Origin of the sequence: Phytobacter sp. MRY16-398, from assembly GCF_003925915.1 — a bacterium.
GTDB classification, from domain to species: Bacteria; Pseudomonadota; Gammaproteobacteria; order Enterobacterales; family Enterobacteriaceae; genus Phytobacter; species Phytobacter diazotrophicus.
In genome coordinates, this window is sequence record NZ_AP018756.1 from 2,275,810 (window position 1) to 2,290,877 (window position 15,068).

Below are 15,068 nucleotides of genomic sequence, written 5' to 3' on the forward strand. Positions count from 1 at the left end.
CCCTTCCTTTGTCTGCGCAAAAGAGGCCGGGCATCCGCGCCCGGCCCGGATGCAAAACTTAACGTCCTGCTTTCAGCTTCTGATAATACTCTTCGTAAATAGCGCTGGCGCTGCCGACATCGTTTTGCCATTCGCCTTTGCTGATGGTCTCTGCATCCGGATAGAGTGATTTATCATTTGCCACTTCCGGGCTCAGCAGTTTACGGGCCGCGAGGTTTGGTGTCGGATAGCCAATGGTTTCCGCCACCTGCTTTGCAATTTCCGGGCGTAGCAGGAAGTTGATAAGCTTAAGCGCGCCCGCTTTGTTTTTGGCATTGGCAGGGATAGCAAGGCTGTCCATCCAGAAGATACCGCCTTCCTTCGGCCAAATTACCTGCAACGGCGTGCCTGCCTGACGGGCGACATACGCGGAACCGTTCCACACCATACCGAGATTCACTTCCCCTTCCATGTACGGGTTCGCCGGATTATCGGAGTTGAACGCCGCCACGTTAGGCATCAATTTTTGCAGCTCTTTGTAGGCCGCTTCAATCTCTTTCGGATCGGTGGTATTACCGGAAAGCCCCAGTTTACGCAGCGCCACCTGGAAGACTTCGCGCGCATCATCCGTTAGCAGCAGGCTGCCTTTATACTCAGGCTTCCATAAGTCTGCCCAACGGGTAACCGTTTTAGGATCAATCGCTTCGCTGTTGATACCTATGGCTGTCGCACCCCAGATATACGGAATGGAGTAGTCGTTATTCGGGTCAAACGGCTTGTTCAGCATCTCCGGATCGAGATTATGGAAGTTGGTTAGCTGCGTTTTATCGATCTTTTGGATCATGCCCTCTTTACGCATTTTGTCGACAAAATAAGTGGAGGGCACCACCAGGTCGTATGCACCATCTTTATAGGTTTTGAGCTTGGCATACATGGTTTCATTCGATTCATATGTCGAATAGATAACCTTAATGCCCGTCTCTTTGGTGAACTGTTCCAGCAGGCCTGGCGGCACATATTCTGTCCAGTTGTAGAAATAGAGCGTCTTGCTGTCATCCGCATGAGCGGCGTTTATGCCCAGTGCCAGAGCACCCGCAGCAAGCAGGTGGCGTGACCATTTTTTCATTTAACGTCCCCTGAGGTTATGCCTGGCGCGCCAGGCTTTTGGTTTTATCACGTGCAACAAGCTGGCTTGCGAACACCATCACCAGCGACAGAACGAGCAGAATGGTTGCCAGCGCGTTCACCTCGGGTGAGACGCCGACTTTCACCATGGAATAGATTTTCAACGGCAGAATTTCATAGCCCGGTCCAGTAACGAAGGACGAGACCACCACATCATCCATCGACAGGGTAAAGCTCAGCAGCCATCCGGCCGCCACGGCAGGCATCGCCAGCGGCAGGATAATTTTGCGCAGGATCACGAGCTCGCTGGCACCCAGATCTTTTGCCGCTTCCAGCATCCGCACATCAAAACCCTTCAGGCGCGAATAAACTGTCACAACTACGAAGGGCAGGCAGAACGTAATATGCGAGAACAGCAGCGACCAGAATCCAAGCTGAACGCCCAGCAGCATAAACAGCACCAGCAATGAGATAGCCATGACGATATCCGGCGACATCATCACGACGAACAGCATGCCGCTGACAAAGGGTTTGCCGCGAAAGCGATAGCGGTACAGCGCCACCGCGGTCAGCGAACCGATAAGCGTGGCGAACGTGGCGGAGAAGACCGCCATCGTGAGCGAGTGCTGTGCTGCCTGCAACAGACTGTCGTTGTTCAGCAGCAGACTGTACCAGTCGGTGGTAAAACCTTGCCAGTTAATCCCAAACCGTGAGCTGTTAAACGAGTTCACAATCAGAATGATAATGGGAATATAGAGGTAGGCGTAAATGGCGGTCATAAAACCGCCGCGCAGCAGTCGACCGATCATTGCAGTTCCACCTTCTTGTCCAGCAGACGCGAGGCGCGCCAGTAAACCAGTAACAGCAGGCCCATCACAATGGTGAGCGTGATGCTGGTAGCCGCGCCAAAAGGCCAGTCGCGAATGTTGAGGAACTGACTTTTAATCACGTTGCCAATCAGCAGGTTTTTTGCGCCCCCCATCAGATCTGAGACGTAAAACAATCCCATCGCGGGCAGCAATACCAGCAGGCAGCCCGCGATAATGCCCGGCATGGTCAGCGGGATAATAATGCGCAAAAACGTCTGTAATTTACTGGCGCCCAAATCTCTCGCCGCTTCCAGCAAAGGTTTATCGAGTTTTTCGATACTGGAGTAAAGCGGCATGACCATAAATGGCAGCAGGATATAGACCAGCCCGATAATGACCGCCGCCGGGGTGAACATCACGCGGATCGGTTCATCAATGACCCCCAGCCAGAGTAAAAATGTATTCAGATACCCTTTGGTGCTGAGGAATATTTTCAGGCCATAGATGCGAATCAGCGAATTGGTCCAGAACGGAACAATCAGCAAAAACAGCAATAACGGACGCACTTTTGTGGGTAGCTTTGCCAGGAACCAGGCGAAGGGATACCCCAGCATCAGGCAGGCAAGTGTGGCGATTACCGCCATATTCAGCGAGTGCAGCAGCACGTCAAAATAGAGCGGATCCAGCAGACGGGCATAGCTATCCAGCGAGAAGACCATCGCCACGAAGTGGGCATCGTCACGGGTCAAAAAGCTGGTCGCAATAATCATCAGGTTGGGGAGGAAGACAAACAGCACAAGCCAACCAACAACAGTGGCAATCACCCCATTCTGGAATTTACTTGTGTTCTTCATCAGCCAGTACGACCTCCCAGCTTTCTACCCAATTAATCGCCATCTTTTGGTTCAAAGAGTGGTCAAAATCGGGGTCGTCTTCGTTGAAGAACTCGCTGACCAGCACCATTTTGCCGTTCTCCAGTTCAACTACTGACTCCAGCGTCATCCCTTTATAATTACGTTCACGCACGTAACCTACCAGTCCTTCGACCTCTGCGACATCGTTGATCTCTTCGACCCGCAAATCTTCCGGGCGCAGCATCACGTTTAGTCGCTGATCTTTTTCGACCGGGAAACTGACGTAAATATTGCATTCGCGCCCTTCGACGGTGGCACGCACGCGCTGTGCATCAAGACGCTCAATGACGGTGGCACTGAAAATATTAATCTCACCAATAAAACTGGCGACAAAGAGGTTCTTCGGCTCTTCGTAAATTTCCCGCGGCGTACCGTCTTGCTCTATTTTACCGTCACGCATCACCACGATCCGGTCTGACATCGTCAGCGCCTCTTCCTGGTCATGGGTTACGAAGACGAAAGTAATTCCAAGTTTGCGCTGCAGTGCTTTTAATTCGTTTTGCATCTGCTTGCGCAGCTTGTAATCCAGCGCGGAGAGCGATTCATCCAATAAGAGGAGGCGCGGCTTGTTCACTACGGCACGGGCAATAGCCACACGCTGTTGTTGACCGCCGGAGAGTTGGTGCGGTTTGCGCTGGGCGAATGCTTCAAGCTGCACCATACGCAGGGCGTCAGTGACGCGTGGAGCAATCTCTGCCGCAGGTGTTTTTTGCATCCGCAGGCCAAATGCCACGTTTTCGAACACGGTCATATGGGGAAACAGGGCGTAGCTTTGAAAGACGGTATTAACGTGGCGATGTTCCGCCGGAACGTCGGTGATATCCCGATCGTCGAGTTTGATATGGCCCACATCAACGCTTTCCAGCCCGGCAATCAGGCGAAGCACAGTGGTTTTGCCGCAGCCGGACGGGCCGAGCAGGGTGAGGAATTCGCCGTGATTGATGGTCAGGTTAAAGTCTGAAATGACTGTTTTACCATCAAAACCTTTACAAAGGTCGACCAGTTGCACCAGCGGAGTGGGCGAACGCGGTTGTGTATTCAATTTTTTACTCTGTCCCTTGTCAACGCATCGGATAACGCTCCGGATGCGGGGTTTGTGATTAACCACCTTAGGGTCTGACACATTGATGAAGGGCTGGCATTCTACGGCAAAGCACTGAAATCGCCAATCATTGATCTATTTACGCGGCCAAAAGTGAATTTTGTCAGCTACGTTTAAGTGAACAAAACAAAAATGAAAATATTCTCGTTTGCGGGATAAAAGTGACCTGACGCAATATTTGTCTTTTCCGGCTTATTGATAATGTTGTCACGTTTAGCGAGGGTGGCTGTATGGATAAATTATTAGAGCGTTTTTTGCAGTATGTTGCGCTGGATACTCAGTCGAAGCCGGGTGTCCGTCAGGTACCGAGTACCGACGGGCAATGGAAGCTCTTGCGCTTACTCCAGCAGCAGCTTGAAGAGATGGGGCTGGAAAACGTCACACTGAGCGAGAAAGGTACAGTGATGGCTACGCTGCCCTCTACCGTTGACAAGCCGGTACCTGCTATCGGTTTTATCTCGCATGTTGATACTTCCCCGGATTGCAGCGGTAAAAATGTAAATCCGCAAATCCTCGAAAACTACCGTGGCGGTGATATCGCGCTGGGTATCGGTGATGAAATCCTCTCACCCGTTATGTTCCCGGTGTTGCACCAGTTGTTGGGGCAGACGCTCATCACCACTGACGGTAAAACCCTGCTGGGTGCCGATGACAAAGCCGGCGTGGCGGAAATCATGACTGCGATGGCGGTGCTGAAACAGAAAAAAATCCCGCATGGTGATATTCATGTGGCTTTCACCCCGGACGAAGAGGTTGGTAAAGGGGCGAAACATTTTGACGTCGAGGCGTTTGGCGCGAAATGGGCATACACCGTCGACGGTGGTGGGGTGGGGGAACTGGAGTTCGAAAACTTCAATGCCGCCTCGGTCACCATCAAAATCGTAGGGAATAACGTCCATCCGGGAACCGCGAAAGGGGTGATGGTGAACGCGCTGTCACTGGCAAGCCGCATTCATGCGCTGGTGCCAGCCGACGAGAGCCCGGAAAATACCGAAGGTTATGAAGGTTTTTACCATCTTACCAGCATCAAAGGCACCGTTGAACGTGCGGAGATGCATTACATCGTTCGCGATTTTGACCGCAAAGTATTTGAAGCGCGTAAGCGCAAAATAATGGAAATTGCCAAAAAAGTCGGGAAAGGGCTGCATCCGGACTGCTACATCGAGCTGGTGATTGAAGACAGTTATTACAATATGCGCGAGAAGATAGTCGATCATCCGCATATTATCGATATTGCCTGTCAGGCCATGCGCGATTGTGATATCGAACCGCAGATGAAAGCGATTCGCGGCGGTACCGATGGCGCGCAGCTATCATTTATGGGGCTGCCCTGTCCTAACCTGTTCACCGGCGGTTATAACTACCACGGCAAACATGAGTTCGTGACGCTTGAGGGGATGGAAAAAGCGGTACAGGTAATCGTGCGTATCGCCGAGCTGACAGCGAAACAGGAATAAAAGCAATTCTCTAAAGAACGAGACAGACAGGCCGGGCAAACGTGATGTTGCCCGGCTTTTTTATGGCTTAGTCTTCAAAGAACCAGTATCCGCTGTTGACCAGCGCGGCAAGCATCGCGAGGAAGGACGGGTCTTCGAGCGCATCGCCAAAGGCGCTATCATTCAGAACAATGTGATTTGCCAGGGCGTCGAGTGCCGGGCGGTGCGGGGAGTTAATCCGCTCGCCGTTAACGAACACTTCGCCCGCGATACGCAATACACGCAGACCACCTAAACGCACCAGCTTGTCCCCCTGTTTCAGGGCATCGTAAATCTCATCAGGCTGGTAGGGCGGCTCCGGCGGCGTGACGTCCAGTTCATGACGCGACTGGGTAATAAACTCACCGATCCACTCATTGAAATGCTCTGGCTGATTGATCAGATCGAGCATCATCTGGCGCAGGCCGTCCAGCTCTTGCGGCAGCACATCCGCCGGGTGTTCACGAGACGGCACATCCGGGTCGGTATAACGCTGGCTGCCCAGTTCGCGCTGCAACACATAATCGGCAAAGCCGCTGATTAATTCCCGTCCGCTGGGGGCTCGGTAGCCAACGGAGTAGTTCATAGAGTTTTCCAGCGAATAGCCTTCGTGCGGGAATCCTGGCGGAATATAGAGAATATCGCCCGGCTCCATCTCTTCATCAATAATGGCTTCGAAGGGATCGACCTGTAACAGGTCCGGGTGCGGGCAGTGCTGCTTCATTGGCGTCTTTTCACCAACACGCCAGCGGCGGCGGCCGGTACCCTGAATGATAAAAACATCATACTGATCGAGATGCGGGCCAACGCCACCGCCGGGCACGGAAAACGAAATCATCACATCGTCGGTGCGCCAGTCGGGCAGGGCGCGGAAAGGACGCATCAGCGCCGCGGTCGGTTCATGCCAGTTGTTCACCGCCTGCACCAGCAGCGACCAGTTGCTTTCACCCAGATGGTCATAACTTTCGAAAGGCCCGTGGCTGACCTGCCATTTGCCATCAAGATGGCTTACCAGGCGGCTGTCGACTTCATCTTCCATAGCCAGACCGGCCAGTTCGTCAGGGGAAATGGGATCGATAAATTGTGCAAAGCCGCGTTTCAGTACCACCGGGCGTTTTTGCCAGTAGCGCTCGATAAAATCCGGCCAGTTAAGGTTGATGTTATAGTCCATGTTTGTTTCCCCAAACGTTAGTTTGAGTCGGAGTATAACGGATGGTGGACGGCCTGCGTGGGACAGGCCGTGTTATTTTGACTGAATGCGTTAATTATCGCCGCTTATCGGCTGCTGGCGGCCAAAGATGGCCTCCATTTTGGCCCCGCCGAGTAAACTTTCGCTGGTCAGGATTTGCCCGTCGTATTGTTCTACGATTTCGCGTGCGACGGATAACCCCACCCCCTGGCCCGGACGTAGCGTATCGGCGCGCTGACCACGATCAAAGACCACCTCACGTTTGGATAACGGGATCCCAGGACCATCATCTTCGATAATGATGTGCACGCTCTCGTCGGTCTGCCTTGCGGATACTTCGACAAATTCGAGGCAATATTTGCAGGCGTTGTCCAGGAGGTTGCCAATCACTTCCATAAAGTCGTTTTTCTCACCGACAAAGCTTATCTCCGGGGAGATATCGAGGCTGATATTCACCCCTTTTCGTTGATACACTTTGTTTAACGCCGAGGTCAGGCTATCAAGAAGCGGGGCGACCGGGTGAAGTTCACGGCTGAGCAGCCCGCTGCCACCGCGCATGCTGGCGCGATGCAGATAGTAACCAATCTGCTGAGAAATGCGGCTAATCTGTTCCAGCATTACCGGTTCGGCGTCGCTGACGCTCAGCTTTTCACTGCGTAACGAACGCAGCGTACTTTGCAGCACTGCCAGCGGGGTTTTCAGGCTGTGTGTCAGGTCGGTGAGGGTGGTCCGGTATTTGTCGTAGCGCTCGCGCTCGCTTTTGAGCAGGCGGTTGAGGTTACGCACCAGGCTTGTAAGCTCGCGAGTGGTGGCCGGGTTCAGATTCTCACGGTGATGCTCCTCCAGTTCGCGCACCTCTTTCGCCAGTTCTTCGATAGGGCGCAAGCTCCACCAGGCTGCCATCCATAGCAGTGGGATCACCAGCAACAGGTTTGCCGCCAGGACATAGATGAACCAACTCCACACCATCCAGGAGCGTTTGAGTTCGATGGGCACGGTATCGATAACGACAATGGTGAGCTGCGGCATCCGCGCCGTGGCAGGATAGAGATTGACCGCCACCGAGTGGGTCATCTCCGAGGTGTTGTCATCTTCCCGAATCGCATTGAACTGCTCCACCACCGACTCATCGTTATCGACCAGCGTGCTGGAGTCGTCCACATCCGCTTCGATTTCATGGAATCCATCGGCCTGAAGCCAGGCAGGGTCAACACGTTTTGCCAGCCACGGGATATCACGTTGCGCCCAGATAAGTTTGCCGTCTTTGTCATAAATCAGCGTGATAGTCGGGCTTTGTAAATTGAGGCTGTTGGGCAGGTCGACAGTCAGGGTGTTGTTTTCCCAGCGGGCAAGGGTATAGAACAGGTTACTTTCACCGCGCAGCAGGCGAAACGTGGTCTTATCGAAACTGACGCTATAGCCTATAAGGGCAACCATGCCATAGGCGAGGGAGAGCACCAGCACGACGGCGGCGGTCGCCAGAAGGAAACGAACCCGTAGCGAGAGCGGCAGAAAATGCCGCATTAAACGTCTCATTTGGGCAGTTCGAAGAGATAACCCTGGCCACGTACCGTGGTGATCACCTCTGCGGGATAGAGTGCCTGGATTTTCTTACGCAAGCGTCCCATAAGGACATCAATGGTGTGACTTTCGCGCAGTTCGGCATCGGGATAGAGCTGGAGCATCAGCGAATCTTTGCTGACCACTTTGCCGCTGTTGCGAATCAGGGTTTCCATAATGGTGTATTCAAACGCGGTCAGTTTAACCACTTCACTGCTGATCGACATTTCGCGGCGCGAGAGGTCCACCTGAAACGGCGGCATAGAGATAACCTGTGAGGCCAGACCGCTGTTACGGCGCATCAGGGCCTGAATGCGCGCCACAACTTCTTCTATATGGAAAGGTTTGGTGACGTAATCATCGGCACCTGCGCTCAGTACTTCGACTTTATCCTGCCAGCCTTCACGCGCGGTCAGGACCAAAACAGGCAGAGAGACCTCATGGCTGCGCCAGCGGCGAATCAGCGATAAGCCGTCTTCATCGGGCAGGCCGAGATCGACAATGGCGATATCAGGCACGTGTTCATTAAGAAAATAATCCGCTTCCTTTGCATCTTCCGCGGCATCGACCTGATGTCCCAGTTCCTGAAGCTGAACTTTTAAGTGGTGACGCAACAGGGCATTGTCCTCCACAACGAGTACGCGCATCGTCTTAACTCTCCTTATATTTTCAATACGAATAGTTTAACGCTGATTCTCGGGCGGCAGGGATAAACATTTGTTAAACCGAGAGGAAGGAAGCCCTCTTTCCTGATGAAAAGAGGGCGAAAGGCAGCAGGAAGAGGTTATTTCAGTTCATCGACCATGGTGATGGCACGGCCAATGTAATTTGCCGGGGTCATCGCTTTCAGGCGAACTTTCTCGTCTTCCGGCAGCGCAAGGCTATCGATAAACTGTTTCATGCCTTCGGCATCCACACGTTTACCACGAGTCAGCTCTTTGAGCTTCTCATACGGTTTTTCGATACCGTAGCGGCGCATAACGGTCTGAATCGGCTCTGCCAGTACTTCCCAGTTATGATCCAGCTCGTCCAGCAGACGGTCGCGGTTCACTTCCAGTTTGCTCACGCCTTTCAGGGTTGCCTGATAGGCAATCAGCGCATAGCCCACGCCAACGCCCAGGTTACGCAGTACAGTGGAGTCGGTCAGGTCGCGCTGCCAGCGGGATACCGGCAGTTTGCTGGCCAGGTGCTGCAACACCGCATTCGACAGGCCGAGGTTGCCTTCGGAGTTTTCGAAGTCAATCGGGTTCACCTTGTGCGGCATGGTGGAAGAACCAATTTCGCCGGCGATGGTTTTCTGTTTGAAGTGGTTCAGGGCGATATAACCCCACACATCACGATCGAAGTCGATCAGGATGGTGTTAAAGCGCGCCATGCAGTCAAACAGCTCTGCAATGTAGTCATGCGGCTCGATCTGCGTGGTGTACGGGTTCCACTGGATACCCAGCGAGGTCACAAACTCTTCGCTGAACTGGTGCCAGTCCACTTCCGGATAAGCGGCAATGTGGGCGTTGTAGTTCCCCACCGCACCGTTGATTTTGCCGAGGATTTCCACCTGATTTAACTGGCGATACTGGCGTTCCATACGGTATGCCACGTTAGCCATCTCTTTCCCCATGGTAGACGGCGTGGCCGGCTGTCCGTGAGTACGAGAAAGCAGAGGAATATCGCGATACTGCACGGCGAGGTCTTTCACCGCATCAATCACCTGACGCCAGTAAGGCAGGATGACCTCATCACGCGCGGTTTTCAGCATCAAGGCGTGGGAAAGGTTATTGATATCTTCTGAGGTGCAGGCGAAGTGGATAAATTCAGAGACCGCGTGTAATTGCGCGATATCCGCCACTTTTTCTTTCAGAAAATATTCGACCGCTTTCACGTCATGGTTAGTGGTGCGCTCGATAGTTTTGATACGCGCCGCGTCTTCTTCATTGAAGTCGGCGACGATTTTATCGAGGAAACCGTTTGCGTCGTCAGCAAAAGCAGGAACTTCCTTGATCGCTGCATGTGACGCCAGCTTTTGTAACCAGCGTACTTCGACTTGTACACGAAATTTCAGCAAACCGAATTCGCTGAAAATCCCGCGCAGCGCGCTGACTTTATCGCCGTAGCGTCCATCGACAGGGGAAACGGCGGTCAGTGAGGATAATTCCATAGTTCAGAACTCCGGGAGGTTAACAATGAGCGAGAATTTGTTTGGCCTGAGTGGTCAGGCGATTACGGGAAAACATTAATTGCAGGCGGCCACCGCCAACCTGATGCCACAGCACCGCAGCACGAATACCTGCTAGCAGCGTGGCGCGAACTTTCGCCTGGACCTGCGGGCTTTGCAGTACCGCAGGCGAACCGGTCACCTGAATGCGCGGCCCGAGCGGGCTAATCACATCCACATAAATACCGGCCATGGCGCTAAGCAGCGTCTCCGACTGGAGATCAAAATGCTCAAGCTGGCGCTGCAAACCAGCGATACGGTCACCGAGCGTATTCATGGCGTCTTTGTGGCCCGCCAGCTTGCGCTCCAGCACCATCAGGCTAAGAGTATAGCGGGTCAATTCGGCATTAAGCCCCTGACGGCTGCTGGCATTAAGTACGCCGAGTAGCGTTTCCAGCCCGGTGCGCAGGTTCGCTTCGCTGCCACCAAAAACGCTCAGGGTTGAGTCCGGGTTAAGATCGATGACGCTATTGAGAGAGACATGGAGCGCGTCGGCGTCGCAATGTCCCTGATGCGCCAGTTGCTGCACCAGACGGGCGGACTGGCAAATGCCCGCCAGCGCCAGGGTGATGTCGTAGTAATTCTTAGCCACACTCGCTCCTTGATTCGCTATCTCAGTCTCGTCGATTAAACCGGCAGCGCGATACGCTGTTCGATAATACCGCCGCCAAGGCACACTTCGCCGCTATAGAAAACGGCAGACTGGCCTGGGGTCACCGCAGCAACCGGCTCGTCAAAACGAACCTCAATGCGGTCATCATCCAGGGCAGTAATGGTGCACGGAATATCGGTCTGGCGGTAACGGGTTTTCACGGTGCAGCGCAGCGTACCGACCAGCGGTTCGCGATTAACCCAGTGCAATTGCTGGGCAATCAGCCCAACGGACATCAGACGTGGGTGATCGTGCCCCTGCGCGACCACCAGGATATTGTTTTCCACATCTTTATCGACCACGTACCACGGATCTTCGGTACCTTCTTTGGTTCCGCCAATCCCCAACCCTTTGCGTTGGCCCAACGTGTGGTACATCAGCCCCTGATGCTCGCCAATCTCTTCACCGTCAACGGTGAGGATTTTGCCCGGCTGGGCAGGCAGGTAGCGGCCTAAAAATTCGCGGAATTTGCGCTCGCCGATAAAGCAGATACCGGTAGAGTCTTTTTTCTTCGCGGTGACCAGCCCCAACTCTTCGGCGATTTTGCGCACTTCGGGTTTTTCCAGTTCACCGACCGGGAACAGGCTTTGCGCAATCTGCTCATGGCCAAGCGTATAGAGGAAATAACTCTGATCTTTGTTGCCATCCAGACCGCGAAGCAAACGGCTTTTACCGTCGACATCAGCCCGGCGGACATAGTGACCGGTCGCGATATAATCAGCGCCCAGATCTTCGGCGGCAAATTCGAGGAAGGCTTTAAATTTGATCTCTTTGTTGCACAGAATATCCGGGTTAGGCGTGCGCCCGGCTTTATATTCCGCCAGGAAGTGTTCAAACACGTTGTCCCAGTATTCTGCGGCAAAGTTTACGGTGTGGAGTTCAATACCGAGTTTGTCGCATACGGCCTGCGCATCGGCCAGATCGGCCGCCGCGGTACAGTATTCCTCGCCGTCGTCCTCTTCCCAGTTCTTCATGAACAGGCCTTCCACCTTATAACCCTGTTGCAGTAACAGCCAGGCAGATACGGAAGAATCGACACCGCCGGACATGCCGACGATCACTTTTTTTGGGCTATCAGACATAGAATACTCACGACATTGAACTTCAAGGCGGCGTATTCTATCACGCACTCGCCGCGCAGGCACCCCTGCATATTACCAATCCGCAACAAGTCGGGCGGAAATTACCGCTAACCTGGCCTGCCGTGAGCGCTTATGGCGTGATTGTTCGTCTGGAACGGGGCACAGAACGATAAACCCCAGCGAGGCCGGGGTTTATGTTAACTCATGCGTTTTGACGCGTTGTATCAGGCGGCTCGCTGATCGTCGATGCTGAACTGCTCGACACTCTGGGCAAGCTGCTGTGCCTGTTCTTCGAGGGAGCTTGCCGCCGCCGCCATCTCTTGCACCAGTGAGGCGTTCTGCTGGGTGACGCCATCCATCTCATTAACCGCAATCGTCACCTGGCTAATGCCTTTGGCCTGCTCATCAGAGGCGACAACAATCTCATTAATGATGGTTTGGACGGAATTCACCGCCTGGGTCATTTCCTGCATTGTCTTCCCGGCATCATTAACCAGTTGAACGCCGTTCTCAACGCGCTGACTCGACTCTTCAATCAATGCGGCAATCTCTTTCACCGCGTTGGCGCTGCGCTGCGCAAGGTTACGCACTTCGGAAGCCACCACGGCAAAACCGCGCCCCTGTTCACCAGCGCGCGCCGCTTCGACGGCGGCGTTAAGCGCCAGAATATTGGTCTGGAAGGCGATACTGTTGATCATGGTGGTGATGTCGCTGATTTTTTTCGAGCTGTCATCAATCTGCGACATGGTTTTAACCACCTGGCCGACCAGTGCTTCACCCCGGCTGGCAATCTGCGTTGCATTTGCTGTCAGTGCCGTGGCCTGATGTGCATTGGTGGCGTTATGTTTCACCGTTGCGCTGAACTGCTCCATGCTGGCGGCAGTTTGCTCCAGCGCTGCGGCTTGCTGCTCTGTACGCGAAGAGAGGTTAATGTTGCCGCTGACAATCTCCCCCGCACCCTGACGTACAGAATCACTGGCATCTTTGATCTGCCCGACGATTTGACGCAGTTGTGCCTGCATGGTCTGCAGCGCGAAGAACAGGCTATGGCGATCGCCAGATTTGACGTTAATCTCGTTATCCAGTTTGCCGTCTGCGACGGCCAGCGCGATGGTTGCCGCTTCCAGCGGTTCGCCGCCAATCGGTTTCAATACTTTGCGGCTAAAGACGATACCCAGTAAGGCGCTAACCAGCAGAATGCTAAGTACCATCAGAATGATAGCGTTCATCAACTGACGGTTGGCCGCTGCCATCACCTGGCTGACCGGTGCGACGACACCCAGATACCATTTGTCGGTACTGTTGCCGATAGACACCGGCTGCCAGGTCACTAAAGCATCCTCACCGAGGATAGCATCAGGCTGTTCCACAACCTGTGAAGAGAAGTTATTGGTGTTGCCCGGAAAGGGTTTACTGGTCATTTTCTTATCAGGATAAGAGATAACTTTGCCTGCGGTAGACAACAGCACGGCGTAGCCGCCACCTTCCCAGGGTTTAATTTGATTTACTTTTTCCTGCAATGAGGCAAGTGAGATATCCGAGGTGATCACAGCATGCAGTTTGCCCTGACTGACCACCGGGGCGGCGACGGATGTCAACAGCGTCGGTACGCCGTTGTAAGCGTAGCTATAGGGTTCAATCAGCGTGTCTTTCTGAGATTTTTGCGGCACCAGGTAATAATCGCCCTGGCCCGGCGTCAGGTAAGAGAGCAGGGGGTGCATCTTGAAATTGCCAGACTGGTCGCGATCAACGAAGAAGGCATAACGCCCCTTCGGCGCCTGATCGGGCTTATCTGCAAAATCCGCATCTTTTCCGTCAAAGGCGTTTTCTTCAAAAATCACCGAGATGGAAAGGTAATCAGGATTATCGCGCAGAGCGGATTCCATCATTTTATCGGCGACTTGACGATCCGTTATCCCGGCTGCCGGTAAGGCAATCAGACTGTGGCCGAGATTATGCGCAACATCGCGCGCATAGTTAAGGTCTTGTTGAATTTTCAGGGCTTCACTCTGCGCAATCTGATGTAAGTATTTTTCTGCTAATGATTTTTGCTCGTTGCTGGACTGCCAGCTCAGCACGCCAATGGTTGCAACAAAGCCGAGAGTGATGGTTAACGCACCTGTGAGCAACATTTGCGCGCGGGTACTCATCTTTTTTTGAACATACTGTCTTGCCATCACCGTACCTCTGATCTCAACGTGTAGCGCCATTACAATCCCGCAAATCGGGGCTGCCTTCCTTGATGTCTATCGGCGTATGTTTTTTGATCTTTAGTTGTTACAAATGCAGCCGCTTTGGCGTAAAAATGCACAAAAAAGGGGATGTGTAGCAGGAGTAATCGCCGACGTGCGCGGAACGTGAAGGAATATAGCGAGTGTAGCGTTACTTCTGGTGGGTTAAGTTGCGGTTAAATATTTCGCTTTGGTATTAATTCAGCCAGGTGTTGTTGACGGGCACAACGGGGAAAACACAACAACCGCGCAGGCGCGGCTGTTGTCAAAACCTGACGCTTAGTTAAAAGGCCAGTTAAATTCGCCAATCACCGATAACGGATAACGTGTACCGGTTTGCCAGCTACGAATACTTTCTGCGACCAGCGGGGAGCGCAGGTTTTTCGCGTTCAGGATCTCATCAGCGCTGACCCACAGGCAACGGTCAATATCACTGTCGTGCGGCTCGGTGGCGCAGATGTCTTCAAGATCGACGGCAAACAGAAAACGCAGGAAAGGTGTTTTGTCCGGCGCTATCCACTGATGCATACGAATAAAGGCATCGGGCGTGGCATGAATACCCGTCTCTTCCCACAGCTCGCGTTTTGCAGCCTGCACCAGCGTTTCATTGGCCTCCAGGTGGCCGGCAGGCTGATTCCACAGTGCCTTGCCGCTGATTGTCTCTTCTACGACCAAAAACTTGCCCTGCGCATGGACGACGCAGGCGACGGTGACATGAGGTTTAAACATACTTTCCTC

13 protein-coding genes are annotated in these 15,068 nt (G+C 53.4%); 1 reads left to right on the plus strand and 12 read right to left on the minus strand.

All coding sequences use genetic code 11. The features are described 5' to 3' along the window. Positions 1 to 58 precede the first annotated feature (58 nt). The 4 genes from potD to potA are packed head-to-tail and all read right to left on the minus strand — an operon-like array spanning position 59 to position 3,902. Entirely contained in the window at positions 59 to 1,105 is a 1,047-nt protein-coding gene (potD, locus tag MRY16398_RS11110; protein WP_110296042.1) for a spermidine/putrescine ABC transporter substrate-binding protein PotD, read from the minus strand. Between the two features lie 16 nt (positions 1,106 to 1,121). Beyond that, positions 1,122 to 1,913, minus strand: coding sequence for a spermidine/putrescine ABC transporter permease PotC (gene potC / locus MRY16398_RS11115; RefSeq protein WP_107222859.1), 792 nt, complete (start codon positions 1,911 to 1,913; stop codon positions 1,122 to 1,124). Further along, positions 1,910 to 2,767 carry a spermidine/putrescine ABC transporter permease PotB gene (gene potB, locus MRY16398_RS11120; protein ID WP_125124364.1) on the minus strand — a complete coding sequence of 286 codons (858 nt, stop codon included), beginning with the start codon at positions 2,765 to 2,767 and terminating at the stop codon, positions 1,910 to 1,912. Before potB ends, potC begins: the two co-directional genes overlap by 4 nt. Beyond that, positions 2,751 to 3,902, minus strand: coding sequence for a spermidine/putrescine ABC transporter ATP-binding protein PotA (potA, locus tag MRY16398_RS11125; RefSeq protein ID WP_172600704.1), 1,152 nt, complete (start codon positions 3,900 to 3,902; stop codon positions 2,751 to 2,753). The genes potB and potA overlap by 17 nt, the downstream gene beginning before the upstream one ends. A gap of 257 nt (positions 3,903 to 4,159) precedes the next feature. On the opposite strand from potA, the gene pepT reads away from it, so the two are divergent. Next, positions 4,160 to 5,386, plus strand: coding sequence for a peptidase T (pepT, locus tag MRY16398_RS11130; protein ID WP_125124365.1), 1,227 nt, complete (start codon positions 4,160 to 4,162; stop codon positions 5,384 to 5,386). A 67-nt stretch (positions 5,387 to 5,453) separates the two neighbouring features. Here pepT and MRY16398_RS11135 read toward each other — a convergent pair whose 3' ends face one another. From MRY16398_RS11135 to MRY16398_RS11170, 8 genes are all read right to left on the minus strand, one after another. Then, positions 5,454 to 6,575: a ribosomal protein uL16 3-hydroxylase gene (locus MRY16398_RS11135; RefSeq protein ID WP_041851694.1), complete on the minus strand. Its 1,122-nt coding sequence runs from the start codon at positions 6,573 to 6,575 to the stop codon at positions 5,454 to 5,456. A gap of 90 nt (positions 6,576 to 6,665) precedes the next feature. Next, entirely contained in the window at positions 6,666 to 8,129 is a 1,464-nt protein-coding gene (gene phoQ, locus MRY16398_RS11140) for a two-component system sensor histidine kinase PhoQ (RefSeq protein ID WP_041851693.1), read from the minus strand. Next, a complete protein-coding gene (phoP, locus tag MRY16398_RS11145; protein ID WP_041851692.1) occupies positions 8,126 to 8,800 on the minus strand; it encodes a two-component system response regulator PhoP in 675 nt (224 codons plus the stop codon). The genes phoQ and phoP overlap by 4 nt, the downstream gene beginning before the upstream one ends. A 137-nt stretch (positions 8,801 to 8,937) precedes the next feature. After that, complete coding sequence (gene purB, locus MRY16398_RS11150; RefSeq protein WP_041851691.1) at positions 8,938 to 10,308, minus strand: adenylosuccinate lyase; 1,371 nt, start codon at positions 10,306 to 10,308, stop codon at positions 8,938 to 8,940. Positions 10,309 to 10,327: 19 nt separating this feature from the next. Then, the gene (gene hflD, locus MRY16398_RS11155) at positions 10,328 to 10,957 is read right to left on the minus strand and encodes a high frequency lysogenization protein HflD (protein ID WP_041851690.1); all 630 of its coding nucleotides are present in this window, start codon (positions 10,955 to 10,957) and stop codon (positions 10,328 to 10,330) included. A 35-nt stretch (positions 10,958 to 10,992) separates the two neighbouring features. Next, complete coding sequence (gene mnmA, locus MRY16398_RS11160; protein ID WP_255498899.1) at positions 10,993 to 12,135, minus strand: tRNA 2-thiouridine(34) synthase MnmA; 1,143 nt, start codon at positions 12,133 to 12,135, stop codon at positions 10,993 to 10,995. A 188-nt stretch (positions 12,136 to 12,323) separates the two neighbouring features. Continuing rightward, positions 12,324 to 14,276 (minus strand): methyl-accepting chemotaxis protein, encoded by a 1,953-nt coding sequence (locus MRY16398_RS11165; RefSeq protein ID WP_079496548.1) that lies wholly within the window; start codon positions 14,274 to 14,276, stop codon positions 12,324 to 12,326. A gap of 333 nt (positions 14,277 to 14,609) precedes the next feature. After that, on the minus strand, positions 14,610 to 15,059 hold the full coding sequence (locus tag MRY16398_RS11170; protein ID WP_041851688.1) for an NUDIX hydrolase: 450 nt from the start codon (positions 15,057 to 15,059) through the stop codon (positions 14,610 to 14,612). Positions 15,060 to 15,068: the final 9 nt, after the last annotated feature.

Bases quoted from the DNA above. Each gene is read 5' to 3' on its own strand.
- potD (WP_110296042.1), bottom strand. From the start codon at position 1,105: ATGAAAAAATGGTCACGCCACCTGCTTGCTGCGGGTGCTCTGGCACTG.
- potC (WP_107222859.1), bottom strand. From the start codon at position 1,913: ATGATCGGTCGACTGCTGCGCGGCGGTTTTATGACCGCCATTTACGCC.
- potB (WP_125124364.1), bottom strand. From the start codon at position 2,767: ATGAAGAACACAAGTAAATTCCAGAATGGGGTGATTGCCACTGTTGTT.
- pepT (WP_125124365.1), top strand. From the start codon at position 4,160: ATGGATAAATTATTAGAGCGTTTTTTGCAGTATGTTGCGCTGGATACT.
- MRY16398_RS11135 (WP_041851694.1), bottom strand. From the start codon at position 6,575: ATGGACTATAACATCAACCTTAACTGGCCGGATTTTATCGAGCGCTAC.
- phoQ (WP_041851693.1), bottom strand. From the start codon at position 8,129: ATGAGACGTTTAATGCGGCATTTTCTGCCGCTCTCGCTACGGGTTCGT.
- phoP (WP_041851692.1), bottom strand. From the start codon at position 8,800: ATGCGCGTACTCGTTGTGGAGGACAATGCCCTGTTGCGTCACCACTTA.
- purB (WP_041851691.1), bottom strand. From the start codon at position 10,308: ATGGAATTATCCTCACTGACCGCCGTTTCCCCTGTCGATGGACGCTAC.
- MRY16398_RS11165 (WP_079496548.1), bottom strand. From the start codon at position 14,276: ATGGCAAGACAGTATGTTCAAAAAAAGATGAGTACCCGCGCGCAAATG.
- MRY16398_RS11170 (WP_041851688.1), bottom strand. From the start codon at position 15,059: ATGTTTAAACCTCATGTCACCGTCGCCTGCGTCGTCCATGCGCAGGGC.